Consider the following 24,349-nt stretch of genomic DNA (forward strand, 5'->3'; position numbering starts at 1 on the left):
CGGGGGAGGACAGATGCGGCACTATCTCATGGTCCGGCCGGCGTACTTCGACGTCGAGTACTCGATCAATCCGTGGATGGATCCCGGCAAACCCACCGACACCCAGCTCGCGATCACCCAGTGGGAGTGGCTGCGTGACCTTTACGTCGAACTGGGGCACCGAGTGGACCTGCTCGATCCGGTGCCTGGCCTGCCGGACATGGTGTACGCGGCCAACGGCGCCACCGTGGTGAACGGGCGGGCGCTGGTCGCGCGCTTCCACCACCGGTACCGCCGCCGGGAGTCGGCGGCGTACCTGAAATGGTTCGCCGAGCACGGTTTCCCCGACGTCCGGCAGGCCCGGTGGGACAACGAGGGCGAAGGCGACTTCCTGGTCGCGGGCTCCCGGATCCTGGCGGGTTCGGGCTTCCGCACCGATCCCCTGGCCCACGACGAGGCCGCGGAGTTCTTCGGTCTGCCGGTGGTGGGACTGACCTTGACCGACCCGCGCTACTACCACCTGGACACCGCACTCACCGTCCTGGACGACGACCTGATCATGTACCTCCCGGAAGCCTTCGCCGAAGACGGCCGTCGGCTGCTCAAGGAGCTGTACCCGGACGCCGTCATCGCCTCGGCCGCCGACGCCGCGGCGTTCGGACTGAACGCGGTCTCCGACGGGCGGCACGTCGTCCTGCCGCAGGCCGCGACCGGACTGATCGCACAACTACGGGAGCGCGGCTTCGAGCCGATCGGCGCCGACCTGTCGGAACTGCTCAAGGGCGGCGGGAGCGTCAAATGCTGCACGCTGGAACTCCGTCCCGCCGCCTGAGGACGCCACCGGCAGGTTCGGCTAGGCGCGGTCGTCGTGCCGCGCGAACCAGGTTTCGAGCAACTCGGTGACCCGCTGAGGCTCTTCGCGATGCGGCCAGTGCCGCGTGTCGAGCCAATGCAGTTCGGCCTCCTCGCACCGGGCGGCGCTGGGTTCGGCGAGCTGCCTGCCCAGCGCGCCGTCCCGGCGTCCCCAGATGACCTGGGTCGGTACGCGGACCGGCCGGTCCAGTTCGGCACGCGCGGCGCGGTCGAACGGCGACATCGTCCGGAACATCGCTCGGTACCAGAACAGCGGCCGGGCGATCGCGCCCGAATTGCGCCAGGCGGCGCGGTGCCGGTCCACGTCGGCCTCGCTCAGCCCGGCACCGTGTTTGAGCATCTTCGCGAGGACAGCGCCACCACGGGCACCGAGGATCGTCTCGGCGAGGCCGGGGATCTGGAACGCCACCATGTACCAGCTCCTCAGCAGCTGGACGGGGTTGCGGGCGAGTGCGTCGGCGAACACCCGCGGATGCGGGCAGTTGACGATGGTCAGCGACCGGACCAGATCGGGCCGCTCGATCGCCACCATCCAGGCCACCGCGCCGCCCCAGTCGTGCCCGACCAAGTGCACCGGCGCCGCCTCCTGACGTTCGATGAGGAGCACGATGTCCTTGACCAGCTCGGGCATCCGGTAGTCGGCGACCGTGGCGGGTTTGGACGACAGGCCGTAACCCCGCTGATCCGGCGCGAGCACCCGATACCCGCGCTCGGCGAGCGCGGTCATCTGCGGCTCGAACGTGAACCAGAGATCAGGCCAGCCATGGAGGAACAGCGCGGCCGGACCGGCTCCGGGACCGTCGGTCTGGACGTGGAGCAGGACGTCGTCGACATCCACGAACTGCGGCTGGAACATGGGGCTCCTCGCTCGGGCAGGTTCAGGTGACTCCGGCGAACACGCCCTGCGCCTGGGAGCGGCGGAGCGCTTTGCCTTCCGGCTGAAGGACAGCGTTCCACGCGCGACGGCGAACAGCACCACAACACCCGGGAGCACAACAGCCGGGACCACGACATTCGCGCCCAAAGTCCTCGCCATGGGGTGGACCCGACTCGCTGGTAGCATCCTTTCGACGTTGAGTGACCGCCTGATTACCTGTGGGGTTTGCGTGGGCCAGGACCGTGGGAACGTCGATCTTCCTTCGAACCGGATCGACACGACCGTGCCCAGCGTGGCGCGCGCCTACGACGCGGCCCTCGGCGGCAAGGACAACTACGAGGTCGACAGGCAGCTGCTCGCACAGCTGAACCAGGCCGTGCCCGAGGTCAACGTCATCGCCGTCAGCAACCGCGCGTTCCTGACCCGCGCTGTCCGCTTCCTCGCCGGCAAGGCCGGGATCGACCAGTTCCTCGACTGCGGCTCCGGCCTGCCCACGGCGGAGAACACCCACCAGGTCGCGCAACGGATCAACCCCGACGCGCAGGTCGTGTACGTCGACAACGATCCCGTGGTGCTCGCGCACGGCCGCGCGCTGCTCGAAGAGAACGACCGGACACGCCTCATCGGCGCCAACATCTTCGAGCCCGACGAGGTCCTGAAGAACGACGTCGTCACCACCACTCTCGACTTCAACCGCCCGCTGGCCCTGATGCACGTCGCCACGCTTCACCACCACAGCGCGACCGAAGGGATGCCACCGGCGCAGGTCCTGCAGACCTACATCGACGCGATCCCCTCCGGGTCCTACGTGGTGTTCTCGCATTTCTTCGACCCGGAGAACGAGCACAGCCCCATCGCCCACCGTGTGCAGGCGATCCTGAACCAGAGCATCAGCCGGGGCTTCTTCCGCACCCGGAGCGAGCTCGAAGAAATGCTCGACGGCCTCGAACTCATGGAGCCCGGCATCGTGGTCAACGATCAGTGGTGGCCCACCGGCCCCCGCTCGGAACCGATGCCGGCGGCGGGCAATTGCATCGTGGCCGCCGTGGGCCGCAAACCCTGACCCGGACACGCCTTTTCAGTTACGGATGATCCTCCGTTCCGTGGCGACGGCCACCGCACCGGCACGGCTGTCGACGCTGAGTTTGTCGTAGATGTGGACCAGGTGTGTCTTCACGGTCGCTTCGGAAATGAACAGGCGTGTGGCGATCTGACGGTTGATCAGGCCTTCCGCCAGTAGCTGCACGATCTCGGTCTCACGAGGGCTCAGCGCGGGTGCCGGTGCGCGCATGTGCCCGAAAAGCCGGGCCGCGACCTGGGGTGCCATGGCTGTCTCGCCACGCGCGGCCGCGCGGATGCCGCGGAAGAGGTCCTCGGGCGGTCCCGCCTTGAGCAGATAGCCGGTAGCACCGGCGGCGACCGATCTGGTGATGTCCAGTTCGGCGTCGTAGGTGGTGAGCACCAGCACCTTCGGGGCGTCCGGCAGGGCGGTCAGGCGCTCGGTGGCGTTCACGCCGTCGGGGCCGTCGCCGAGCTGCAGGTCCATCAGCACGACGTCCGGTTTCCGGGCCTCGGCGAACAGCACGGCTTCGTCGGCGCCGGTGCATTCGCCGATCACCTCGAAGTCGGGCTCCCCGGCGAGCAGCGCGGCGATTCCCGCTCGCACCACCGGATGGTCGTCGACGATCAGCACGCGGACGGTCATCGCACCTCCCTGGTGGGCACGGTGACGGCGAGCGCGGTGCCCTCTCCCGGTGCGCTCTCGACGACCATCTCACCACCGAGCTCGGCGAGCCGCTCGCTGATCATCCGCAGCCCGTTCCCCCTGTCGCCGCTCGTGCGCGCCGAAGCCGGATCGAAGCCGACACCGTCGTCGCGGATGTCGAGGACGATCTTGTCGGCCAGGTAAGTCAGCGTGATAGCGGCTTTTTCCGCCCCGGCGTGTTCACTCACGTTCGCCAGCGCGCCCTGCGCGACCCGGAGCAGGCCTGCCTCCAGCCGGGGCGCCAGTGGATACGGATCTCCGCTGGTCTGGAAGCGCACCTCGTGCATGGCGGCGAAACCGATCTGCTCGGCGAGGTCCTTCAAGGATTCGGCGAGATCGGTGGCGTCGAGCCTCGGCGAACCCAGGTCTTGGACGAACCGGCGCGCTTCGGCAAGCGTGTCGCCTGCCGCGTCGACCGCGCGGGACACGTGCCCCTTGGCCAGTTCCGGGTCCGTGTCCCACGACCTCTGCGCCGCCTGCAGCAGCATCCGCATACTCGAGAGCCCCTGCGCGAGGGCATCGTGGATCTCCCGTGCCAGGCGCTCCCGTTCGTTCATCATCCCGGCCAGGCGCTGGCTCTGCGCGAGATCGACCCTCGCCCCGAGCAGATCCTTGACGAGGTTGCCCAGCTTCTTCCTGTCCCGGTCGAGTTGCAGGAACGTCATCGTGGCCATCAGCGCGACGGCGATCGGCGCGAGCACGATGCTCGGATCGAACTCGTTCGCGATCCTCAACTGGGCGAGGATGGTCGCGACGGTCAGCAGGACGACCACCACGATCACGGTCCGCGGGCGCAGCACCTGCAGGCAGACGAAGAACAACGGTACGGCGCACCAGGCGAAACTCGGCGCGGCCACGACGAGCGCGAGCCAGACCCCGATCACCGCGGCCAGCCACACCTGATGCCACCGGCCGAGCACGGCCCAGCTCAGCACCCCCGCCACGTAGACCAGCGCGAGCGCGCCGGTGAGCGAGAGGATCAGCGGGGTGGCGCCGCTCGATCCGTGTGCCGCGACGAACCGGGCCACCGACGCGGCCAGCAGGAGGAAGAACCCGGCGTGCATGGCGGCGTTCAGCCGGGTGACCACCCCGGTGTACGGCTTCATCTCGGTCCTCCCTTCGTCGCAGATGATCGTAAGCGGGCAGGAGGGCTGTCCCACATCAATCGTTCGGTTGATGCCCGCACCGATCGCACGGCGTCCGATCAAGGTCCACACGCCCGATTCGCCGAGCCCGGCCAGGCAGGAGAGTCGTAGGAGAACGAACACCCCCTCCACGGCAAAGGAAATCCGATGAACGCCAAGCTCCCCCGCACTCGCCTCGTCCTGGGTATGACCGCCGGTCTCGCGACCGTCGCACTCGCCACCGGGCTGGGTGCGGCGCAGGCGCAGGACCGCAAGCCGCAGCCGCCCGCCCAGCCGGCGATCGTGCAGACCAGTGTTCTCGGCGTCGACGCCGCCACCCGTGCCGCGCAGGCCGCGCTGGACGCCGCCGAGAAGGAGGGCCAGCGGGTCACCGTGGCCGTGCTGGACCGGTCGGGCGACGTGCGGGTCCTGCTCAAGGGTGATGGCGCCGGGCCGCAGACGGAGGAGTCCGCCAAGCGCAAGGCCTTCACCGCCGTCTCCTTCGGGCAGGCGACGTCCGCGCTGAACAAGAACGCCCAGGGCACCGGCCCGACCGTCCGCGACATCCCCGGCACGCTCTTCCTCGCCGGTGGTGTTCCGGTCGCCGCGAACGGCGGCCCGATCGCCGGGATCGGGGTCGGCGGCGCGCCCAGCGGCGACCTCGACGAGAAGTTCGCCGCGGCGGGCCTGCGCGCCATCGGGGAACTTCGCTGATGATCGGGGAAAGGGCGATCGTGGCGCTGCTCGCCGCCCTCGTGCTCGGTGCCTGCTCCCCGCAGGCACCGGGCGCTCCACCCCCATCCGCGCCGAGCGCTCCGACCTCGCCGGTCGAGTCGCGGCCGCACCGCCAAGGAGTCCCCGTGAATCAACTCTTCGAAGCCGACGTGAATCTCGTCAGGCAGGCCGTCGACGCCGGCGCCGACCTGGAGACGCGGGACGATCACGGCCGGACCCCGCTACTCGTCGCCGTCACCGAAGACCGTGTCGAAATCGCCGAAATCCTCGTCAAAGCGGGCGCCGACCCGAACGCGCTCGACGGACGGCACGACACGCCGTGGCTGGTCACCGGTGTCACCGGCAGTGTGCCGATGGCGAAGCTACTGCTCGAGGCGAAGCCGGATCTGACCATCACCAACCGGTTCGGCGGCGTCTCACTGATCCCCGCCTCCGAACGCGGGCACGTCGAGCACGTGCGACTGGTGGCAGGCAGCGGGATCGACGTCGACCACGTGAACGACCTGGGCTGGACCGCCCTGCTGGAGGCGGTCATCCTCGGCGACGGCGGGCCACGCCATCAGGAGGTGGTCCGAGCGCTCACCGCCGCCGGCGCGGACGTCGGCCTCGCCGACAAGAAGGGCGTCTCCCCGCTCGCCCATGCCCGGGCCAAGGGCCAGACGACCGTCGCCCGGATCCTCGGAGAGGCGGGCGCCCGCTGACTCGACTATTTTCTGTTATGCCAATTGACACAAGTCATCGAGGATGGCTACCGTTCAGCCGTGGATCAAGCACGAGGACGGGGCAGGCCGCGGAAGGACCCCGCGACGCTGGCCCGATGGACACCTCCCGAGGGCTGGTCACGGCTGGTCGCCTGGATCTCCCCGGAGGAGAAGAAGGCCCTGAAGCACGTGGCTGTCGAAGCCGACGTCCCCGTGGCGGAGTTGATACGGGCGCTCGCCGGCGGGCTGGCACGCGGCGTCATCACCCCTGAGGAACTCGTCGGGCATGTTGTGAAAGGGAAGACCGTCATGGAGAAGATCCCCACGCTTTTCGAGCGCGACGAGCGCTTCCACGTCATCGACAGACCTCGCGCCGAATGCGCGTGGGTCTTCGACGGCGCCGGGGTGGGGACCGAGAAACTAGACGGCACCAACATCCGGTTGACCGTCCGGGCAGGTCAGCTGGTCCGGGTCGAGAAGCGACGTAACCCGAGCAAGGAACAGAAAGCCCAGGGCATCGTGGACGGTTGGTACGTCGACACCGACAGCGGATCCGCCGACGACAAGTGGATCCTCGCGGCGGCCGGGAACACCGACCTGTCCGGGTGGCCGGACGGTGAGCACCCGAGCGAGGCGCTCGGCCCTCGCATCCAAGGCAACCCGCTCGGGCTGGACGACCACCGGTGCATCCCCTTCAACTTCCAGGCACCGGCCTTGCCCGAGGCTCCGCGCAGCTACAGCGAACTCCGTGACTTCCTCGCCACACTGGACAGCCAGTTCTCCCCCGGGCACCCCGCCGAGGGCATCGTCTTCCACCACCCGGACGGGCGCCGGGCCAAGATCAAGCGCAAGGACTTTCCCCGCGCGGTGACCGCCTAGGGCGTGTCCTTGACGGCCTTCACCGGATGTGAGGGGTGGGGTGACCTCACATCCGGCGGCGCTCTCTCGTCGTATCCGGGACAGCGCACGCGACCGGGGGGCGAATCCCATGAACGATCCATCCGAGCAGACACCTGGCCCGCTCGACCCGGGCTTGAAGGCGATCGTGAGCGAACGGCGTCAGCTGATCGGGCTCGCGTACCGCCTGATCGGTTCCCTGTCCGAGGCCGAGGACGTGGTACAGGAGACCTACACCCGCTGGTACGCCTTGTCCTCCGCCCAGCGGGAAGCGATCGCCTCCCCCGGTGCCTGGCTGACGACGGTCGCCGGCCGTATCTGCCTGGACCTCCTCGGTTCGGCACGCGCACGACGGGAACGCTATGTCGGCGAATGGATCCCCGAACCGCTGCCGGGACAGTTCGAATGGACGACCGGCCGTCCGCCCGCCGTCGACCCGGCCGACCGGGTCACCCTCGACGAGTCGATCAACATGGCGTTTCTCGTCGTGCTCGAATCACTGACCCCGGCCGAGCGAGTCGCGTTCGTCCTGCACGACGTCTTCCGCTTCGCCTTCGCCGAGGTGGCGGAGATCGTCGGACGCAGCCCGGCGGCCTGCCGCCAGCTGGCCTCCTCCGCACGCCGCCGCATCCGTGCGACGAGCCTCACCCCGGCCCCGATCGCCCGGCAAGCCGACCTCGTCAAGGAATTCAAGAAAGCGTGGGAAGCCAAGGACATCGGAGCGCTCATCGGTCTCCTCGACCCCGATGTCAAAGCCGTCGGCGACGGCGGAGGACTCGTCAGCGCCGCGCTTCACCCCTTCGAAGGCCGCGAACAGGTCGCGTCCTATCTCATGGCGTTGGCGCACAAGGCGACCGGTTTCGAGCTTCTGGAACGGACCGTCAACGGCCGGCCCGGCCTTGTCCTCCAGCAAGCCGGGCTGACCGTCGCGGTGTTCGCGTTCCACGTCGCCGACGACCACATCCGGCACATCTGGGGAGTCCGGAACCCCGAGAAACTTCGGCCGTGGACAGAGGCGTGACCGCTACGCCGCGAGGGCGCCCAATTGCCGCAGCTGGGTGAGGACGTCGACGACACCCCAAATCTCGGTGATCCGCCCTCCGGCGAACCGGAGAATGAAGATCTCGCTGTAGTGGACGGCCTTTCCGGTGGCCGGGAGCCCCCTGAACTCGCCCCGATGGGTACCGGTGACGGTGTTCCGGCAGACGACCTTGTCCCCGTCGGCGAGCACGTCCTCGGCCGTGACCTTCAGGTCGGGGAACGCGCGGAGCAGCACCGTCCACACTTGTTTCAGCGCCTGTGCCCCCGTCGTTTCCATCGGCACCGGCGCGTGGAACACCACGTCCGGCTCGACGATCTCGTCGATCGTCGTCTCGATGATCTGGAAGCTGCCGGTGTTGGTCGCGTCGTGGAAGCGGGTGAACGTCGCCAGATTGTGCGCTGTACCGGTGGTGGTCATGGTCTCTCCAAACTTGTCGGTCGGTGGATCGCACGGTGCGGGAGCCGGGCTCCGCGCCCTGGGGACACGGAGCCCGGCCCGTCGAACAGCTGCCCGTCGAACAGTGATCAGCCGAACAGTGGTCAGCCGAACTGCCCGGCCCGGTAGTCACCGGCAGGGTTCTGGACGATGGCGTTCACGCGGTTGAAGGCGTTGATCAGCGAGATCACCGCCACCAGCGCGGCGAGCTGGTCATCGTCGAAGTGTTCGGCGAGATTCGCCCAAGCCTCGTCGGTGACGCCGCCGCCGTCGGCCATCCGGCAGGCCTGCTCGGTCACCTCCAGCGCGGCGCGCTCGGCGGCGGTGAAGACCGTCGCCTCCCGCCACGCCGCGACCAGATTGATCCGCACGTCCGATTCGCCCGCGGCGGCGGCCTCCTTGGTGTGGATGTCGAGGCATACCGCGCAGCCGTTGATCTGGCTCGCACGCATCCGCACCAGCTCCTGGATCGTCAGCGGCAGAGATGAGCCGGCCAGCGCCTTTCCCGCCGAAATGATGGTCTTCAGGAACTTTCCCCCGACCGGGTTGCCGAAGTAGTCGAGCCGGGCTTCCATCGCGATCTCCTTTGTCGTTGGGGTGTTCTGCCCAATCGACGACGCAGCCCCGCGAGATGTGAGCCCGGTCTGAAACACGCGACTAGCACCGGAAGGTGTAAGCACCACTGCCGGAACGCCCCTTGGCGGGCACGTAACCGGCCTTCGCCGCCGTGTGGTTGCCGATCGCCAGGTAGGTCCGCACCGCTCCGGCCGGGCAGTCCGCCACCGCCTGGGAACTCTGCTGGAAACCCGGTCCGTTGCCGAAGTTGCCGATCCCGGCGATGGCGAGCGAGCCGTTGCGCACTTCGTAGAGCTCCACCTGCGCGGTGAGATTGTCCATCGGTACCGGGCAGGTCGTCGCCGACTTGGCGGTGACGACCGAAGGCAGCTGCATCCCGGGAACCGAAACCAGAACCAGATCGATCGTGGTCTGGACGGTGCAGACGATATCCGGGAGGACCGCCGCGGTGCGCGCCGTCTTCGCCGCGACCGACAGGTGACTCACACCGTCCGGCCCCTGCGGCACAGCGGCCGAAGCGCTGGAAGGCGCGGCCGAAACCGCCATGAAAGCCATCGCGACCGCACCGACGGACAACCCCTGGAAAATACGTTTCAACCGAACCATCGGAATCTCCTGTCTTACCCGCCGCTCACGGCAGGAACAATCGAAACGGAATCAGCGTCGCCCATGCCTGCGACCGCCGTATTGAGCATTCCAAGCCGATGACAGGAATTACCAGGTGATTCCGCGTGAATACCCAGGCGAAACCCAAGATCGAATCACCACATCGGTGATTCACGCCGGAGCCCCGGCGTGCCAGGCTTCAGTCCGGTGGCCGAAGACGTCGTTCCGCGTCCTTCACACGCACCGTGACCAGGAAGTACACGGCCGTCGCGCAATTCGTGTTCTTGCCCCCGGTGAGCTCGACGTCGAGCACGTCACCCCGCACCACCGGTTCGGCACCGGTCTCGGCGCAACCGGCCTCGACGAAGGCGAACGTCCTGATGCCGTCCTCGCCGCGCGGGGCTGTGAGCGCCGCCCTCGCCTGTTCGTCGTCTTTCACGGTCCTCTCTCGCACCTGGCGGTACAGCACCTCACCCGCGTCGCCGGACAGCTCGACCGGCGCGGGCGGCCACCTCCGGTGCGGGGCCTGATGTGCCGCACGCGGCAACCCCGACCACGAACAGCAAGGACACCACCACGGCACGGGCCGAGCACAAAACGCGAAACGCTCGGCGGCCGCCGTTCGAATTCGGTCCCTTCACGATGACTCCTTCCCCCAGGGATATTCCCGCATTTGCTCTCGCCCGGTTCGCGATTTCGTCTTTTCCTATGCGATCACGGTGGTGTCCTCGCGGCGGGTGGACCGGCGGCGTCGCCACCGCCCGCCGATCACCAGGCCGCCCGACGCGAGCAGGCCGAGACCACCGAAGAAGTACGTCGTCGGCCGCAGCACAAGGCCAGTGGGGATCGACACGGTGCCGATCGCGCGGATCCGGTTGTTGCCGGAGTCCGCGACGTAGATCGCCCCGCCCGGACTGACCGTGAGCCCGCGTGGCGCGTTGAGGGTCGCTTGACCGGCGACGCCGTCGTCGCCGGTGTACGAACCGCCCGCGTAGACGGCTTTCTCCGGGATCAACTCGCCCGCGAAGGAGGTGGTTCCGGCGACCGCGTGGATCTTTCCGGTGGCCGGGTCGATCGCGCGGATCCGGTGATTCGCGAAGTCCGCGAAATAGAGCGTGCCGTCGGCGCCGACCGCGAGCCCGGCCGGTTGGCCGATCTCCGCGGAGGTGGCCGTCAGCCCGTCACCGGTGGCGCCCTGGTACCCCGTGACCCCCGCGACGGTCCAGACCCGCCGGGTCTTCGGATCGATCGCGACGATTCGGGCGTTCAGGCTCGCCGCGGCGTACACGGTCCCGTCCCGGCCGACCGCCACCGCGTCGGCGGGGACACCCCCTTTTCGCCCGGGTACCGCCTCCGCGATCGTTTCGCACTCCCCCTTGCCGGGCCGGATCGCGCAAACGCCGGTGTCATCCCCGTTGGCGACGTACAGCGTGCCGTCCGGCGCGGCGGCGATGTCCTGCGGGCCGGTCCCGTTCCGGAGCGGCGAAAGCACCGTGTGCAGCTGATTGGTGGACCGGTTCACGGCGAGAATCCGGGCGGTGGACCCGACTCCGTCGATGACGTAAAGGAGTCCGTCGCGGCCGAGGGCGAGCGCGGCCGGACCCCGCAGTGGGGTTTCGTCGGCAGGCGCACCGTCGGGCGGGACTTCGCCGGAGCCACGCTGCCTGGTCGTACCCGCGATGGTGCGAACCGTCCCGTCGTCCGGGTCCACCGAGCGGATCCGGTGGTTACCGGTGTCCGCGATGAAGATCGTGCCGTCCGTGTCCACGGCGATGTCCCGGGGCACGTCCAGGTCGACCTCGTCCCGTTCGTGCACGTCCCGGTAGAACGAGCCGTCCTCGGTTTCGGTGAGTTCGCTGTCCGCCTCAGGGGTCAGGTCCTTTCCACTGCCCGCGACCGTGACGATCCGCTCGGTCGTCATGGGGTGCCCTAGCCGCCGGTCAGGCGATTCCCTCCTGATCGAGCGCACCCGGTTGTGCCGCAGGTCGGTGACGTACACGGTGCCGTCCGGCCCGGAGGCGACCCCGGCGATGGCCGAAAGACTCGCCTCCATCGGGTCGCCACCATCGCCGAAGGGCCCTTTCCGCTGGTCCGGCGAGTACGGCCCACCGGACTTCCCGCCGGTGAGTGGTGTCAGCCGAGCGGTCACCGGGTCCAGGCTGTACACCACCTTGCTCATCCCGCCTGCCGCGACGACAAGCAGCCTCCCTTCCGGGGTGACCGAAAGGTCCACCGGATCCCGGACCTCGGCGCTGCCGACCGGGGTGAAGGTGTTCTTGGCGACGTCGACCGCGACCACGCGGTCGTTGCCGCCCTCCGCCACATAAAGGATCCCGTCCTTGCCGACGGCGATCGCGTCCGGCTCGACGAAGGTTCCTGTCGCCGGTTTACCGTGGTCGTCCGGTTTCGGGAAGAAATCCGACCCCGAATCGCCCGCGTGAGGGCGGCCCGCCACGGTGCGCATCGTCTTGGTCTTCGGGTCGACCGCACGGACGCGGTAGTTCAGCAGGTCGGCGATGTAGAGCGTGCCATCCGGGCCGACCGCGACGTCTTTCGGGCGATACAGGCTCGCGGCGGTCGCCGGGCCGCCGTCGCCGGTGAACCGCCGTCCGGGTCCGCCGCCGGCGACGGTACGAACCACGCGGGTCGCCGGGTCGACCGCGCGAACGCGATCGTTGCCGGAGTCGGCGATGTACAGCGTGCCGTCCGGGCCGACGGCGATGCCGAACCCTCCGAATCCGCCCTCGGAGAACGTGGCCTTCGCCGCCTCCCCACCGTCACCGCCGAAACCCGTCTCCCCGGTGCCCGCGAAGGTGCGAATCGTTCCCGCGCGCTGATCGATCGCCAGAATTCGCGTCCCGGTGGCGACATAGACAGTGCCGTCCGGTGCGGTGGCCACGGCTCCGGGACGGGTGAGCCCGGCCGCGCGCGGCGAGCCGCCCTCCTCCCACGTCGACATGTCGCCACCGCCTGCCACCGTGTCGACGGTCGCCCGATCCGGCTCCCGGACCGGAGGCGGCCGGTCGCTCATCGGCTCCACATACCCTGGTGATGCCGACAGCAGCGTCGCCAGGACCACCACGAACATCGCGAGGTGCGGCCGGGCCCAAGGTCGTGCCGGACAGTCCTTGCTCATTCGTCTCCCCCTCGCTCCGGAACAACGGAATACTGAGCCACGGCGCTTTCAACTCGCTTGCACTGCTCACGCACGCGTCCGGACAGGGCCCGCCGCGGAGTCTGCGGCAGTGGTTCCGGCCAGGCCGGGAAACCGGCTTTCACGCCGCTTTCGTCACGTATTCCGCGGTCCGTCCGGGTCTCGGCGCCGGAGACGACGTCGCGAAACCCCGTTCCGGTCCGGGGCGTGTTCCCCCTTCCTCGTTTCTCCGGTCCGCGAACAAGGCCGGGGAAATGCGACGTCGGCCATGGACGGCGTGCCCGCGCGATTCCGCCCAACTCCGCCCGTTCCATGGCAACCATTTGCATGTCCACCCGCGCCCGAGAAACACGTAAGCTGGCTTTGTGGCACGGGATTCCGAGAGCCTTCCGACGGTGGTCCAGACCGCCCGCACTGTTGTGCCCGCCATCGCGGCGGCGGCGCTCGGGATCACGGCTCACGTTCTCGGCGGAGGGGTGATTCCCCACCTCGGCATGGCCCTGGCCATCGTCGGCCTGGTCGGCTGGGCGGGCACCATTGTCGTCGGCCGTTTCCGAGGACTGATCGCCGCGATCGGCGCTGTCGCGGCGGCACAGACGATCCTGCACGACGTGCTGCTTCTTCCCACGCATCTGACCCGCCATCGGATCGCCCCGGTTCCGGACGGAGCCGATCCGTGGTTCGCGCTCGGCGTGAACGCGCTCGCCATAGTGCTTCTGGGTCTTCTGCTCACGCACGCGGATTCCGCGCTGCTCACCCTCCATGGCTTTGTCCGACAGGCTCTCGGCAGGGTCCCGGCGACGGCCGACTCGGCCCATTCGCCGCTGCGGTCACCGCTTTCCCGTTGGGACGGAACGAATAGCGCGACAGAGGTCCTGTTGCGGCGCGCCCGGCCACGACGCGGGCCTCCTCTCTTTCACTGAGGTTTCTTAATCACCCGTTGCACCGCAGAACTGTGACGAACCACAGCACCGCACAGATCGCCTTCATCCAGTCGACGGCGATCCGTGTCCGCGACCTTCAGCGAAGGGTTTTCCCATGCCAGAAAGACCCGACTCGACCGTCACGATCAAAAAGCCTTGGGAAATCGCCATCACCCATGGCAAACGCCTCGCCGTCACCATGGAAGACCTCCTGCAACGCGCCTTGGCGACCGCGGGTCTCCGGCAGCCCGACTCGACGATCGCCGCCGACGCGCAGGACTACTGGCGACGGCCGAGCGGATCGCATTGGGCCGCAGACTCCCATTGGCGGGACGCCCCGGCCTTCCAGGACAACGACCTGTGGGACCGGATCGGCGCGGACCACCTCGCCCTGTTCGAAGCCGGAACACGCCTGACGTCGTTCACCCGGCCTTGGGACCGGGTGATCGAGTGGGGCTGCGGCGGGGGTGCCAACGCGGTGCATTTCGCACCCCGTGCCAAGGAGTTCATCGGAGTCGACATCTCCCGTGACTCGCTCGAGGAGTGCGGCACGCAGATCGCGAAGGTCTGCGACACGGCCTTCCAGCCGGTGGCCGTCGAGGTCGCCACCCCGGAATCCGTACTCGGGGACGTCGATGGCGTCTGCGACGTTTTCCTGTCCTTCTACGTATTCGAGCTGATCCCGTCGCCGGAATACGGCGAACGACTGCTGCGCATCGCCCACGACCTCCTCGCCCCCGGCGGTCTCGCCCTGATCCAGATCAAATACGACACCGGCGACTGGCTCACCAAACCACGGCGACGCTCGTACCGGCGCGGCCTGGCGAACATGACGACCTACCCGATCCACGGGTTCTGGGAACTCTCCGAACGCTGCGGCCTCACTCCGCGAGCGGTCCGGCTGGTGCCGCGGAACGAACTCGACGAACGCTACGCGTACTTCTTCCTCACCAAGGAATCCGCGTGACGGTGTGGCGGGTGGGGCAGCGGCCGGGCTGCGTCGACGGCGCCTGAACCGCCACACTCGGTTTGGTCGTGAGTGGCAAGTGGTGTTCTAACGACATTTGCCACTCACGACCACCCCGACCGGCGACCGGCAGCCCAGGCGGGTGCTACGCCGTGGTGACGCCGGTCCGTTCGGCGACGCGTTCGACCTTGCCGACCAGGAAGACGTAGGAAAGGATCCCGGCGATCGTGATCACGGTCATGTAGGCGAAGCCGGGCGCGAAGCTGTCGTCGGTGACGATCAGGCCGATGACGATCGGGGTGGCGATCGACGACAGGTTCCCGATGAAGTTGAACATCCCCCCGGTCAGCCCGAGCAGCCGTCGCGGCGCCAGTGCGGAGACCAGTGACCAGGTGATCGACGCGAGACCGTTCCCGAAGAAGGCGACCGAAAGGATCACGATGACGAGCGTGGTCGAGTCGGTGAACCCGGCTCCGACCATCACGGTGCTCAGCACCAGCCCGGCGATGATCGGGCCTTTGCGTGCCACGCTGAGCGACGCGCCACGCCGGACCAGGAAGTCCGACAGCACACCGGAAGTCAGCACTCCGACGAGTGCCGCGATGAACGGCAGCGAAGCCAGGAAGCCGGATTTGATGTAGTCCATGTCCCGGTACTCGACGAGGTACGTCGGGAACCAGGTGAGGAAGAACCAGAGCGTCGAGGTCAGACAGAACTGGCCGAAGTAGATGCCCCACAGCTTTCGGCTGCCCAGCACGGTCGCCAGGTCCGCCCGCGTGATCCGCGCCCGCTCGGGCCGCTCACGCGCCAGCTCCACCAGGCCGCCGCCGGAGCGGATCAGTTCCACCTCGGCCTCGTTGGCCGGCGAGTCGCGCGGCTCCCGGTATTTCGCGTACCAGAGCACCGCCCAGAGAATGCCGACCAGGCCGGTGGCGATGAACACCCAGTGCCACGAAAGCATCGCCTGCAGCCAGGAAAGCACGGGCGTCAGCAGAGCCAGGCCGATGAACTGGCCCGAGGTGTAGAAACCGATCGCCGTGGCGCGTTCGCGTTCCGGGAACCAGACGGTCGCGATCTTGCTGTTGATCGGGTAGGCGGGCGCCTCGAAGGCACCGACCATCAGCCGCAGCGCGATCAGCGCGACGAATCCGCCGATCACGCCCATGAACAGCGTCGCGAGTGACCACAGGATCAGGCAGGCCGGATAGAGCAGCCGCGGCGGGATCTTGTCGACCAGCCAGCCGCCGGGAAGCTGCAACGCGGCATAGGTCCAGCCGAAAGCGGACAGGAGCAGGCCCTGTTCCGCTTTGGACAGCTCGAGTTCGCCGGCGATGGCGGGCATCGCGATCGACAGGTTCGAGCGGTCCAGGTAGTTGATGACGACGGTGACGAACAGCATCACCGCGATCAGCACGCGGTACCGGGACGGGCGCGCGGCGAGTCCTGTGTGGACTGACATCGTCATCGCGCTCACCATTCCGCGAACGAGCCGTCGGCGTGCCGCCACACCGGGTTCCGCCAGCGATGTCCTTCGGCCGCGCGTTCGGCGACGTACTCCTCGTTGATCTCGATCCCGAGCCCCGGCCCGTCGGGGATGACGACCTGCCCGTCGTCGTAGGCGAACACCGACGGATCCGTGACGTAGTCGAGCAGATCGTTGCTCGTGTTGTAGTGGATGCCGAGGCTCTGTTCCTGGATCGTCGCGTTGTAGCAGCCCGCGTCGATCTGCAGGCACGCCGCCAGCGCGATCGGCCCGAGCGGGCAGTGCAGGGCCAGGCCGACGTCGTAGGCCTCGGCCATGTGCGCGATCTTGCGCGCTTCGGTGATGCCGCCGCAGTGCGACGGATCCGGCTGGATGATGTCGACAGCGCCCGAGGCCAGCACCGCCTTGAAGTCCCACCTCGAAAACAGCCGTTCGCCGAGCGCGATCGGGATAGGCGAGTTGCGCAGGACGTCCGCGAAGCCGTCGATGTGTTCGGACAGCACCGGTTCCTCGACGAACATCAGCCGGTACGGCTCCAGTTCGCGCAGCAGGACCTTGGCCATCGGCTTGTGCACGCGACCGTGGAAGTCCACCCCGATGCCGACGTTCGGGCCCACCGCCTGGCGGACGGCGTCCACGTTGGCCACACAGCGGTCCACCTTGTCCCAGGTGTCCAGATAGGACAGTTCCTCGGTCCCGTTCATCTTCACCGCGCTGAACCCGCGGTCCACCACCTCACGCGCGGCGCGGGCGGTCTCGGCGGGACGGTCACCGCCGATCCACGAGTACACCTTGATCCGGTCGCGGACCCGCCCGCCGAGCAGTTCGTGGACCGGCACGCCGAGCGCCTTGCCCTTGATGTCCCACAGGGCCTGGTCGATCCCGGCCAGCGCGCTCATGTGGATACCGCCGCCGCGATAGAACCCGCCGCGGTAGAGGACCGTCCACAGATCCTCGATGCGAGAAGGGTCTTTGCCGATCAGGTAGTCGGAAAGCTCCTCGACGGTCGCGGCCACCGAGGCGGCGCGGCCCTCCAGGACCGGCTCACCCCAGCCGGTGATGCCCGCGTCGGTTTCGATCTTCAGGAACGACCAGCGCGGTGGCACCTGATATGTCGTCATTGACGTGATCTTCAAGGCTTCTTCCTTAATCCCGGTGCCAGACCCGGCACAGTTCGCGAGCCCGGACGGCGACCGCGTCCGCGCTGTCACCCGGCCGGTAGAGGCAGGAACCCAGTCCCGCTCCGGCCGCCCCCGCGGCGGCCCAGGCCGCCAGATTCGTTTCGTCGACTCCGCCGACAGGCAGCAGTTCGACCTCGCGTGGCAGCACAGCACGCCACGCCTTCATCCCTCCGATCCCGACCGCGTCGGCGGGAAACAGCTTGAGGTGCCGGGCACCCGCGGCCAAGGCGGCGAAGGCCTCGGTCGGCGTGGCCACGCCCGGATACGGCGTCATGCCCTCGGCCAAAGCGGCGGAGATGACGGCGGGATCGCAGTTGGGCGCCACGATCATCCGCGCCCCCGCCGCCCGCGCCCGCGCGATGTCTTCGGTGGAGAGCACGGTCCCCGCGCCGATCTCGCACCACTCGCCGAACGCGTCGGCGAGCAGACGGACGCTCTCGAACGGCTCCGGCGAGTTCAGCGGCACTTCGATGGCGGGGAATCCCGCGTCGACGAGCGCCCGGCCGACGCCGACGACCTCGGCCGGGGTCACTCCGCGCAGGATCGCGATCAAACCGGTCACGGCTTCAGTGTCCTTTCGAGACGGTCTTCGAGCAGTCCGGCGGCGGTCGCGATACGCCACAGCCCCCGGGCGGTGACCTCTTCCGGCAGCACAGTCGCCGCCACTCCCCGCTCGGCAAGGGCGAGGGCGTAGCGGCGGCAGAGTTCGACGGCGCCGCACAGCACCAGCGGGGAATCCGGGTCACGCAGCAGGTGCGCGACCTCGTCGGCGATGAGCACGCCCGAGAGGTAGTCGGGAAGTGCTTCGGGAGCCAGCACGCCGTCGAGCACGAGCGGGCGAGCACCGAACGCCTCGGTGGCGAGCCCTCGCGAGCGCCGTCCCGCCGCCAAACCTCGCGAGAAGGCCACGTCGTCGGACACCGGGCCGGCGGCCGTGCGGGCGAGGATGCCGCGCGCGATCAGCAATCCGTACAGTTCGCCGGTCATCGCCGTGGCGAAGTCCGTCACGAGCCCGTTCTCGACACGGACCCATTTGCTGTGCGTGCCGGGGAGTACCACCGTGACCGGCCCGTCGACGTCGCCGAGCGCGTCGAGGACACCGACCAGCTGCGTTTCCTCACCGCGGATGACGTCGCCGGGGCTCTCGCCGGACGGGATCCGCAGTCCGGGCACGATGTGGAGCGCGCCGTCGCGGTGGGACACGGGCACGAGCGAGGTGGAGTCCGGCCTCGCCGGGACGGTGCGATAGCCCGCGTCGGCCCAGCCCTGCGCGCTGCCCACCATTCCGCACGCGATGGCCGGGAGCGCGGGCCAAGCACCGCGGATCTCCCGGAAGGCCGACTCGTAGACGGCCGCCCTGTCACTCGGATCGACATCTTCGGTGATCGCGAGCAGTCCACGCGAGGTCCGGCGGGCGTCGAGGATCTCCCCCTCGGTGTCGAGCAGCCAGGCGCGCTGACCGGAGGTTCCCCAGTCGAGCGCGATCAGGCCGGGTTCGGTGTCCGTCACGAGCGACATCGTGCGGTCGCGTTCCCGATAATGCGATCAGCGTCCCTATATGTAGGATTTCGGCATGTCCGACACAGCGCCGCCCGGCACCCAGACCCTCGCGCGCGGCCTCGCGGTGATCCGCGCGGTCGCGGGCGGCGCGACCGACCTCCGCACCCTGGTCGAGCGCACCGGGCTGGGCCGCAGCACCGCACATCGGCTGGTCCAGCTGCTGGTGAGCGAGGGCTACCTGCGCAGCGGACGGGACGGCTACACGCTCGGACCCACCCTCATCGAGCTGGGTTTCCAGGCCTTGCACGGCAGTCCGCTGCCGGTGGTCGCCCGGCCGGTGCTGGAGGAGCTGGCCGCCCAGTTGCGCGACACGGTGCACCTGGCCGTCCGCGACGGCGATTCGGTGCTGTACCTGGACAAGCTGCCGGGTTCACGGGGCGCGGAGATGCGCTCCCGGATCGGGCACCGGATGCCCTTGACCCGCACCGGCGTCGGGATGGCGCTCCTGCTGGATTCCGGGCCGGAATGGCGGGATCTGTATCTGGCCGAAACGCCGGTGGAGCCGGGCCGGGTGCACCCGGAAGACGTCGACGCTTTCCTGGCCCGCATGCACGAGTACGCGGAATCCGGGGTGGCGATGGACCTGGAGGACAACGAACCGGGCATCCGCTGTGTCGCGGCGCCGATCCGGGACGCCACCGGTGCGATCGCCGGGGCCATCAGCGTTTCGGCGACGCGGCCGTACATGCCCGCCGCCCGGATGCGCGGCCTGAACCGCGTCATCGGCGGTGCGGCGCGGCAGGTGTCCGCCGGCCTCGGCCACCGCGAACGATGAAGGGCAGGATGTCTCCATGAACGAACCGTCCTTCACCCTCGTGCAACTGCGCTATTTCGAGGCGGCGGCCCGGCATCTGAGCATGACGGCCGCGTCGAAGGAGCTGGTGGTCTCGCAGTCGGCCGTGTCGACCGCGATCGCGCAGCTGGAGAAGGAGATGGGCGTGCAGTTCCTGCTGCGCCACCACGCCCGCGGGCTCAGCCTGACCACGGCGGGCGAAGCGTTCTACAAGCGGGTGCTGAATTTCCTCGCCCACGGGGCCGAGCTGGTCGAGACGGCACGGCAGTCCGGCACCGAGCTGGTGGGAACGCTGACGATCGGCTGTTTCGCCACCCTCGCGCCGTTCCGGTTGCCCAGTCTGCTGGCGAAGTTCGAGGCCCGGCATCCCCAAGTCCACGTGTCCCTGCGCGAAGGGGAACACCAAGCGCTGAAGACGGCCCTTCGTTCGGGCGGTACCGAACTCGCCCTGCTCTACGGCTACGACCTCGACGACGACATCGACCGCGAGGTCGTGGGCAGCGCGGCCCCGTACGCGCTGGTGCCCGAGGGCCACCGGCTCGCGCGGCGGAAGAGCCGCAAGGTGTCGCTGCTGGAGCTGGCCGAGGAGCCCATGGTGCTCCTCGACCTGCCCCACAGCCGCGAATACCTGCAGTCCGTCCTGCGCGACGTCGGGGTGGAACCGCGGATCCGGCACCGCAGCACCGGTTACGAGACCGTCCGCTCGCTCGTCGCGTCCGGCCACGGCTTCGCCCTGCTCAACCAGCGCCCGCCGGACGACACCACGTACTCGGGCGCGAAGGCCGTGCCGCTCACGCTCACCGACGCCGTCCCGGCGCTGGAGATCGTCGTCGCCTCGATGCGCGGGGCCCGGCTCACCCGGCGGGCGCAGGAGTTCCGGGAGCTGTGCCGCACCCAGTACACCCGCTGAAGATCACCGGTACCGCAGATAGGCGCGATGGGTCGCGATGTGGTCCGCCACGAGTTTGGCGTCGTGCCACACCCCCCAGATGAAACTCGAGCCGCGGCGCGCCTGCCAGGGCAGGCCCAGGAAGTACACGCCGGGTTCGGCGGACACCCCTCGCCGGTGGTCCGGCTTGCCGTTCTCGTCGAACGCGTCCACCCGCAGCCAGCCGTAGTCGACGGCGAAGCCGGTCGCCCAGACGATCGAGCGGACTCCGGCGGCGTCGAGGTCGAGCTCCAGGATCGGGTCGGCGGCGCGGTCCGGATCCGGTCCCAGCACCCGGGCTTCCGGTTCCTCGGGCAGGTCCAGGCCGTTGCGGGTGGCGTAGGCGTCGGCTTCGTCGAGCACCGCGAGGTAGCCCGCGTCGCCCCGGGCGAGGTTGGCCGCGAGGTCCGGCGCGAAGCGGAGAACGCCGTCGTCGTAGGAAGAGGTCAGGCCGACGAGTTCGATCCCCATCGCGGCGAGGGCCCGGAAGTCCACCGTGTGCCCGCCGCGCGCGCCGCTGACCGCGATGGTGACGTGCTCCGCCCCCCTCGGCGGGGTGTCGGCGTCCCACTTGCCGAGAACGCCGAGCCACCAGCAGAAGTCACGTCCGCGGTACCTGCGTGGCGGTCGCTCGTGCGGGCCGACGGAGAGGTACACGCGCCGCCCCGACCGGCGGAGTTCTTCGGCGATCTGCACGCCTGAGGACCCGGCTCCGACCACCAGAACCGCGCCTTCCGGCAACTGCCCCGGATTGCGGTAGCCGCTGGAATGGACCTGGGAGATCCCGGCGTCCTCCGGCACGATCGGCGGGATCACGGGCCGCTGGAACGGCCCCGTCGCCGCGATGACGTACCGCGTCTCGATGGTCCCGTCCGAAGTCTCCACATGGAACCCCGGGCGCCCCTCGTTCTTCCGGACGGAGGTCACCTCGACCCCGGTCCGGATCGGCGCCGCGATCTTTTCCGCGTAGGCCTCGAAATACTCGGCGACCCGCTCCTTCGTGGGGAAGTCCTCGGGGCCTAGGCCATCGAACTCCAGGCCGGGAAAGCGGTCGTGCCACGCGGGACCGTTCGCGACCAGCGAGTCCCACCGCTCCGAACGCCAGCGCTCCGCGATCCTGTTCCGCTCGACGACGAGGTGCGCGACCCCGTGACCGCTCAGGTGTTCGCTCATCGCCAGACCGGCCTGGCCCCCGCCCACGACGAGAGCCTCCACCTCTTGGCTCGGCATCCAGACCTCCACTCCGGGACTTCCCGGTTCGTCTTCGCGGCTCGTATGTCTTCTTGGATCGTGGCGGTGAAGCATTGCCTGTGTCCAACAGATGTTTTCGTCCTTCAAGATCTGATTCACAGATCCAAGGGCGACGAGACCTGCATCTGAATTATCGATGCATTGCTCCTGAAACATCTTCTGTACAGAACACCGGCCCGCCGTCACGCTGTGGCGACGGGGCCCGTGACCGGCGGGCCGCACCCCCCTCCAGGGAAGGCTGAGTAGTGACCGTCCACCGGCGCATCCGCCCGTTCAACACGCGCGACACCTATCCCGAGCAGAACCTCGACAACGACCTCTGCCAGGCCGTCGTCGCCAACGGCACGGTCTACGTCCGCGGCCAGATCGGCCAGGACCTCGACACCAGCGAGTCCGTCGGGATCGGCGACGCGGCCGCGCAGGCCGAGCGGGCGATGGCCAACATCGCGCTGTTGCTCGAAGAAGCGGGCAGCCGGATGGAGCACCTGGTCAAGCTCACGATCTACTTGATCGACCCGCGCTACCGCGAAGACGTCTATCGCGTCGTCGGCCGCTGGACCAAGGGCGTGTACCCGATCTCGACCGGTGTCGTGGTGTCCGCGCTCGCCCGCCCGGAATGGCTGTGCGAGATCGACGCCGTCGCGGTGATTCCGGAGGAGGGGAAATGACCTTCTCGATCGTGGCCCGCGAGCACTCCGGCGGCATCGTGCGCTTCGGGATCGCGGCCAGTTCGTCCAGTCCCGCCGTCGCCGCCCGCGTCGCGCATCTGGTCCCTGGCGTCGGCGCGGCCGCTTCCCAGAACGTGACGGACCCCCGGCTCGGCGGGCGCCTGCTCGACCGGCTGGCCGAGCACGGGGACGCCGAGCGGGCGTTGTCCGAGGTGACCGCGGCGGCGTCCGGCGTCGAGTACCGGCAGCTGACCGTGCTCGGCCCGGCCGGACCCGGTTTCGCCTACAGTGGCGACCGGACGCTCGGCACCCACGCGACAGCGACCGCCGACGGTGTCGTGGCGGCGGGGAACATGCTGGCGGGCGACCACATCCCGCAGTCCATTGTGGACGCGTTCCTGTCCTCGGCCGGCGAGCTGGAGCAACGGCTCGTTTCGGCGCTACAGGCAGGTCTCGACGCGGGCGGGGAAGAAGGCCCCGTCCGCTCGGCTGGTTTGGCCGTGGTGTCCGATGTGGACTGGCGGATCACCGACCTCCGCGTGGACTGGGCCGACGACCCGGTCGACAAGCTGGCGGAGCTGCTCGACGTGTGGCTCCCCCAGCGCGACGACTACGTGACCCGCGCGCTCGACCCCGGCACGGCGCCGTCCTACGGCGTTCCGGGGGACGAAGGATGACGACGCCGAAGGCCGCGGCCCGCGCCGAGGTCGATCGCCACGCCGACGCGCTGATCCGGCTTTCGGAACGGCTGCACGCCGACCCCGAGACCGCTTGGGAGGAGCATCGCGCCGCCGCGATGGTGCCGGAACTGCTCGACCAGGCCGGTTTCGCCGTCACCTCGGGCTATCAGGGCCTCGCAACGGCGTTCCACGCGAGCTTCGGTGACGGCCCGACCCGGATCGCGCTGTGCGCCGAGTACGACGCGCTGCCCGGTCTCGGCCACGCCTGCGGCCACAACCTCATCGCGGCGAGCTCGGTCGGCGCCGCCCTCGGCCTGGCCGCTGTCGCCGACGACGCCGGGCTGACCGTCGAGGTCTACGGGACGCCCGCCGAGGAGGGCGGCGGCGGGAAGATCGAGCTGCTCGACCGGGGCGCGTTCGCCGACGTCGACCTGGCGATGATGGTCCACCCCGCGCCCGTGGACGTCGCCGAGGCACGCCCGTTCGCCGTCAGTCACTCGAAGGTCTCCTATCGCGGCCGATCGGCGCACGCCGCCGCGTATCCCGAAGCGGGGATCAACGCGGCCGACGCGTTCACCGTCGCGCAGGTCGCGATCGGGTTGCTCCGGCAGCATCTTCCGGCGTCGGCACGCGTGCACGGAGTCGTCACCCACGCCGGCGACGCGCCGAACGCGATCCCCGAGCACGCGACCGGCCGCTGGTACGTACGCGCCGGGACGCTCGCGGAGCTCGCCGAGCTGGAGCCGCGCGTGACGCGCGCCTTCGAAGCCGGCGCGCTGGCGACAGGCTGCGAACTGACCATCGAGCCGGAAAGCAAGCCGTACGCGGAATTCCGCGCCGACGAGACCGCGCTGGCGGCCTATCGCGCCAACGCGCTCGACCTCGGCCGCGTGTTCGCGCCGGACGGGACGGCGTCCCGGATGAACCGGGCGTCGACCGACATGGGCAACGTCTCCCAGGTCGTGCCCGCCATCCATCCCTACATCGGCATCGGCTCGCTGCCCGCGCTCAACCACCAGCGCGAGTTCGCCGCGCACTGCGTCGGCGGCGAGGCCGAACGCGCCCTGCTCGACGGCGCGATCGCCCTGGCCTGGACCGGAGTTGACCGGACGGCCTGATCGTCATCGCGTGACATGGTTCAAGGAGGCATC

26 protein-coding genes are annotated in these 24,349 nt (G+C 69.1%); 13 read left to right on the forward strand and 13 right to left on the reverse strand.

Going from position 1 to position 24,349, the window contains the following annotated elements; genetic code table 11:
* Nucleotides 1–13 precede the first annotated feature (13 nt).
* Nucleotides 14–811 carry a dimethylargininase gene (gene ddaH / locus ACZ6YV_RS00725; RefSeq protein ID WP_465507661.1) on the forward strand — a complete coding sequence of 266 codons (798 nt, stop codon included), beginning with the start codon at nt 14–16 and terminating at the stop codon, nt 809–811.
* A gap of 21 nt (nt 812–832) precedes the next feature.
* Here the strand turns inward: ddaH and ACZ6YV_RS00730 are convergent, their stop codons facing one another.
* Nucleotides 833–1,708: an alpha/beta fold hydrolase gene (locus ACZ6YV_RS00730; protein ID WP_465507662.1), complete on the reverse strand. Its 876-nt coding sequence runs from the start codon at nt 1,706–1,708 to the stop codon at nt 833–835.
* Between the two features lie 250 nt (nt 1,709–1,958).
* Between ACZ6YV_RS00730 and ACZ6YV_RS00735 the strand changes: the two genes are divergently transcribed.
* Nucleotides 1,959–2,792, forward strand: coding sequence for an SAM-dependent methyltransferase (locus ACZ6YV_RS00735; protein WP_465507663.1), 834 nt, complete (start codon nt 1,959–1,961; stop codon nt 2,790–2,792).
* A 15-nt stretch (nt 2,793–2,807) separates the two neighbouring features.
* Here the strand turns inward: ACZ6YV_RS00735 and ACZ6YV_RS00740 are convergent, their stop codons facing one another.
* Both ACZ6YV_RS00740 and ACZ6YV_RS00745 read right to left on the reverse strand, forming a co-directional pair.
* Nucleotides 2,808–3,434: a response regulator gene (locus tag ACZ6YV_RS00740; protein WP_465507664.1), complete on the reverse strand. Its 627-nt coding sequence runs from the start codon at nt 3,432–3,434 to the stop codon at nt 2,808–2,810.
* Nucleotides 3,431–4,600: a sensor histidine kinase gene (locus ACZ6YV_RS00745; RefSeq protein WP_465507665.1), complete on the reverse strand. Its 1,170-nt coding sequence runs from the start codon at nt 4,598–4,600 to the stop codon at nt 3,431–3,433. Before ACZ6YV_RS00745 ends, ACZ6YV_RS00740 begins: the two co-directional genes overlap by 4 nt.
* Before the next feature lie 186 nt (nt 4,601–4,786).
* Between ACZ6YV_RS00745 and ACZ6YV_RS00750 the strand changes: the two genes are divergently transcribed.
* From ACZ6YV_RS00750 to sigJ, 4 genes are all read left to right on the forward strand, one after another.
* A complete protein-coding gene (locus ACZ6YV_RS00750) occupies nt 4,787–5,332 on the forward strand; it encodes a GlcG/HbpS family heme-binding protein (RefSeq protein WP_378241628.1) in 546 nt (181 codons plus the stop codon).
* A 146-nt stretch (nt 5,333–5,478) separates the two neighbouring features.
* Nucleotides 5,479–6,054, forward strand: a complete 576-nt coding sequence (locus ACZ6YV_RS00755) for an ankyrin repeat domain-containing protein (protein ID WP_465507666.1) — start codon at nt 5,479–5,481, stop codon at nt 6,052–6,054.
* A gap of 60 nt (nt 6,055–6,114) precedes the next feature.
* Entirely contained in the window at nt 6,115–6,933 is an 819-nt protein-coding gene (locus tag ACZ6YV_RS00760; RefSeq protein WP_465507667.1) for a DNA ligase-like domain-containing protein, read from the forward strand.
* Nucleotides 6,934–7,042: 109 nt separating this feature from the next.
* Entirely contained in the window at nt 7,043–7,972 is a 930-nt protein-coding gene (sigJ, locus tag ACZ6YV_RS00765) for an RNA polymerase sigma factor SigJ (protein WP_465507668.1), read from the forward strand.
* Nucleotides 7,973–7,975: 3 nt separating this feature from the next.
* On the opposite strand, the gene ACZ6YV_RS00770 is transcribed toward sigJ, so the two are convergent.
* The 5 genes from ACZ6YV_RS00770 to ACZ6YV_RS00790 all read right to left on the reverse strand — a co-directional run bounded on the left by ACZ6YV_RS00770 (nt 7,976) and on the right by ACZ6YV_RS00790 (nt 12,746).
* Nucleotides 7,976–8,410, reverse strand: a complete 435-nt coding sequence (locus tag ACZ6YV_RS00770; protein WP_465507669.1) for an ester cyclase — start codon at nt 8,408–8,410, stop codon at nt 7,976–7,978.
* 122 nt (nt 8,411–8,532) lie between these two features.
* Entirely contained in the window at nt 8,533–9,003 is a 471-nt protein-coding gene (locus ACZ6YV_RS00775; protein WP_465507670.1) for a carboxymuconolactone decarboxylase family protein, read from the reverse strand.
* A gap of 82 nt (nt 9,004–9,085) precedes the next feature.
* A complete protein-coding gene (locus ACZ6YV_RS00780; protein WP_465507671.1) occupies nt 9,086–9,610 on the reverse strand; it encodes a hypothetical protein in 525 nt (174 codons plus the stop codon).
* 199 nt (nt 9,611–9,809) lie between these two features.
* Entirely contained in the window at nt 9,810–10,049 is a 240-nt protein-coding gene (locus tag ACZ6YV_RS00785; protein ID WP_465507672.1) for a hypothetical protein, read from the reverse strand.
* 267 nt (nt 10,050–10,316) lie between these two features.
* Nucleotides 10,317–12,746, reverse strand: a complete 2,430-nt coding sequence (locus ACZ6YV_RS00790; RefSeq protein WP_465507673.1) for an NHL domain-containing protein — start codon at nt 12,744–12,746, stop codon at nt 10,317–10,319.
* Between the two features lie 383 nt (nt 12,747–13,129).
* Between ACZ6YV_RS00790 and ACZ6YV_RS00795 the strand changes: the two genes are divergently transcribed.
* Nucleotides 13,130–13,687 (forward strand): hypothetical protein, encoded by a 558-nt coding sequence (locus ACZ6YV_RS00795; RefSeq protein ID WP_465507674.1) that lies wholly within the window; start codon nt 13,130–13,132, stop codon nt 13,685–13,687.
* Nucleotides 13,688–13,802: 115 nt separating this feature from the next.
* Nucleotides 13,803–14,654, forward strand: coding sequence for a class I SAM-dependent methyltransferase (locus tag ACZ6YV_RS00800; RefSeq protein ID WP_465507675.1), 852 nt, complete (start codon nt 13,803–13,805; stop codon nt 14,652–14,654).
* 145 nt (nt 14,655–14,799) lie between these two features.
* Here ACZ6YV_RS00800 and ACZ6YV_RS00805 read toward each other — a convergent pair whose 3' ends face one another.
* Genes ACZ6YV_RS00805 through ACZ6YV_RS00820 form a run of 4 tightly spaced genes read right to left on the reverse strand, consistent with a single transcriptional unit; the run spans nt 14,800 to nt 18,836 of the window.
* Nucleotides 14,800–16,119 carry an MFS transporter gene (locus tag ACZ6YV_RS00805; protein ID WP_465507676.1) on the reverse strand — a complete coding sequence of 440 codons (1,320 nt, stop codon included), beginning with the start codon at nt 16,117–16,119 and terminating at the stop codon, nt 14,800–14,802.
* 5 nt (nt 16,120–16,124) lie between these two features.
* The gene (dgoD, locus tag ACZ6YV_RS00810) at nt 16,125–17,273 is read right to left on the reverse strand and encodes a galactonate dehydratase (RefSeq protein WP_465507677.1); all 1,149 of its coding nucleotides are present in this window, start codon (nt 17,271–17,273) and stop codon (nt 16,125–16,127) included.
* Between the two features lie 10 nt (nt 17,274–17,283).
* Nucleotides 17,284–17,880: a 2-dehydro-3-deoxy-6-phosphogalactonate aldolase gene (locus ACZ6YV_RS00815; protein ID WP_465507678.1), complete on the reverse strand. Its 597-nt coding sequence runs from the start codon at nt 17,878–17,880 to the stop codon at nt 17,284–17,286.
* Nucleotides 17,877–18,836: a 2-dehydro-3-deoxygalactonokinase gene (locus tag ACZ6YV_RS00820; RefSeq protein WP_465507679.1), complete on the reverse strand. Its 960-nt coding sequence runs from the start codon at nt 18,834–18,836 to the stop codon at nt 17,877–17,879. The genes ACZ6YV_RS00815 and ACZ6YV_RS00820 overlap by 4 nt, the downstream gene beginning before the upstream one ends.
* A 55-nt stretch (nt 18,837–18,891) precedes the next feature.
* On the opposite strand from ACZ6YV_RS00820, the gene ACZ6YV_RS00825 reads away from it, so the two are divergent.
* Together ACZ6YV_RS00825 and ACZ6YV_RS00830 are read left to right on the forward strand one after the other, a co-directional pair.
* The gene (locus ACZ6YV_RS00825) at nt 18,892–19,653 is read left to right on the forward strand and encodes an IclR family transcriptional regulator (protein ID WP_465507680.1); all 762 of its coding nucleotides are present in this window, start codon (nt 18,892–18,894) and stop codon (nt 19,651–19,653) included.
* 16 nt (nt 19,654–19,669) lie between these two features.
* Nucleotides 19,670–20,581, forward strand: coding sequence for a LysR substrate-binding domain-containing protein (locus ACZ6YV_RS00830; RefSeq protein ID WP_465507681.1), 912 nt, complete (start codon nt 19,670–19,672; stop codon nt 20,579–20,581).
* 3 nt (nt 20,582–20,584) lie between these two features.
* On the opposite strand, the gene ACZ6YV_RS00835 is transcribed toward ACZ6YV_RS00830, so the two are convergent.
* The gene (locus tag ACZ6YV_RS00835) at nt 20,585–21,829 is read right to left on the reverse strand and encodes a flavin-containing monooxygenase (protein ID WP_465507682.1); all 1,245 of its coding nucleotides are present in this window, start codon (nt 21,827–21,829) and stop codon (nt 20,585–20,587) included.
* A 266-nt stretch (nt 21,830–22,095) separates the two neighbouring features.
* Between ACZ6YV_RS00835 and ACZ6YV_RS00840 the strand changes: the two genes are divergently transcribed.
* From ACZ6YV_RS00840 to ACZ6YV_RS00850, 3 genes are read left to right on the forward strand one after another with little or no spacing between them, the layout of a single operon-like run.
* Nucleotides 22,096–22,518, forward strand: coding sequence for a RidA family protein (locus tag ACZ6YV_RS00840; RefSeq protein WP_378241647.1), 423 nt, complete (start codon nt 22,096–22,098; stop codon nt 22,516–22,518).
* Nucleotides 22,515–23,195 (forward strand): DUF1028 domain-containing protein, encoded by a 681-nt coding sequence (locus ACZ6YV_RS00845; RefSeq protein ID WP_465507683.1) that lies wholly within the window; start codon nt 22,515–22,517, stop codon nt 23,193–23,195. Before ACZ6YV_RS00840 ends, ACZ6YV_RS00845 begins: the two co-directional genes overlap by 4 nt.
* On the forward strand, nt 23,192–24,316 hold the full coding sequence (locus ACZ6YV_RS00850) for a M20 family metallopeptidase (RefSeq protein ID WP_465507684.1): 1,125 nt from the start codon (nt 23,192–23,194) through the stop codon (nt 24,314–24,316). Before ACZ6YV_RS00845 ends, ACZ6YV_RS00850 begins: the two co-directional genes overlap by 4 nt.
* Nucleotides 24,317–24,349 lie beyond the last annotated feature (33 nt).

The sequence above is a fragment of the Amycolatopsis sp. NPDC102522 genome (assembly GCF_055584485.1).

Excerpts from the sequence above, each read along its gene's own strand:
- ddaH (WP_465507661.1), top strand. The coding sequence starts at position 14 with ATGCGGCACTATCTCATGGTCCGGCCGGCGTACTTCGACGTCGAGTAC.
- ACZ6YV_RS00730 (WP_465507662.1), bottom strand. The coding sequence starts at position 1,708 with ATGTTCCAGCCGCAGTTCGTGGATGTCGACGACGTCCTGCTCCACGTC.
- ACZ6YV_RS00740 (WP_465507664.1), bottom strand. The coding sequence starts at position 3,434 with ATGACCGTCCGCGTGCTGATCGTCGACGACCATCCGGTGGTGCGAGCG.
- ACZ6YV_RS00745 (WP_465507665.1), bottom strand. The coding sequence starts at position 4,600 with ATGAAGCCGTACACCGGGGTGGTCACCCGGCTGAACGCCGCCATGCAC.
- ACZ6YV_RS00750 (WP_378241628.1), top strand. The coding sequence starts at position 4,787 with ATGAACGCCAAGCTCCCCCGCACTCGCCTCGTCCTGGGTATGACCGCC.
- sigJ (WP_465507668.1), top strand. The coding sequence starts at position 7,043 with ATGAACGATCCATCCGAGCAGACACCTGGCCCGCTCGACCCGGGCTTG.
- ACZ6YV_RS00770 (WP_465507669.1), bottom strand. The coding sequence starts at position 8,410 with ATGACCACCACCGGTACAGCGCACAATCTGGCGACGTTCACCCGCTTC.
- ACZ6YV_RS00775 (WP_465507670.1), bottom strand. The coding sequence starts at position 9,003 with ATGGAAGCCCGGCTCGACTACTTCGGCAACCCGGTCGGGGGAAAGTTC.
- ACZ6YV_RS00780 (WP_465507671.1), bottom strand. The coding sequence starts at position 9,610 with ATGGTTCGGTTGAAACGTATTTTCCAGGGGTTGTCCGTCGGTGCGGTC.
- ACZ6YV_RS00790 (WP_465507673.1), bottom strand. The coding sequence starts at position 12,746 with ATGAGCAAGGACTGTCCGGCACGACCTTGGGCCCGGCCGCACCTCGCG.
- ACZ6YV_RS00800 (WP_465507675.1), top strand. The coding sequence starts at position 13,803 with ATGCCAGAAAGACCCGACTCGACCGTCACGATCAAAAAGCCTTGGGAA.
- ACZ6YV_RS00805 (WP_465507676.1), bottom strand. The coding sequence starts at position 16,119 with ATGACGATGTCAGTCCACACAGGACTCGCCGCGCGCCCGTCCCGGTAC.
- ACZ6YV_RS00820 (WP_465507679.1), bottom strand. The coding sequence starts at position 18,836 with ATGTCGCTCGTGACGGACACCGAACCCGGCCTGATCGCGCTCGACTGG.
- ACZ6YV_RS00825 (WP_465507680.1), top strand. The coding sequence starts at position 18,892 with ATGTCCGACACAGCGCCGCCCGGCACCCAGACCCTCGCGCGCGGCCTC.
- ACZ6YV_RS00830 (WP_465507681.1), top strand. The coding sequence starts at position 19,670 with ATGAACGAACCGTCCTTCACCCTCGTGCAACTGCGCTATTTCGAGGCG.
- ACZ6YV_RS00835 (WP_465507682.1), bottom strand. The coding sequence starts at position 21,829 with ATGCCGAGCCAAGAGGTGGAGGCTCTCGTCGTGGGCGGGGGCCAGGCC.
- ACZ6YV_RS00845 (WP_465507683.1), top strand. The coding sequence starts at position 22,515 with ATGACCTTCTCGATCGTGGCCCGCGAGCACTCCGGCGGCATCGTGCGC.
- ACZ6YV_RS00850 (WP_465507684.1), top strand. The coding sequence starts at position 23,192 with ATGACGACGCCGAAGGCCGCGGCCCGCGCCGAGGTCGATCGCCACGCC.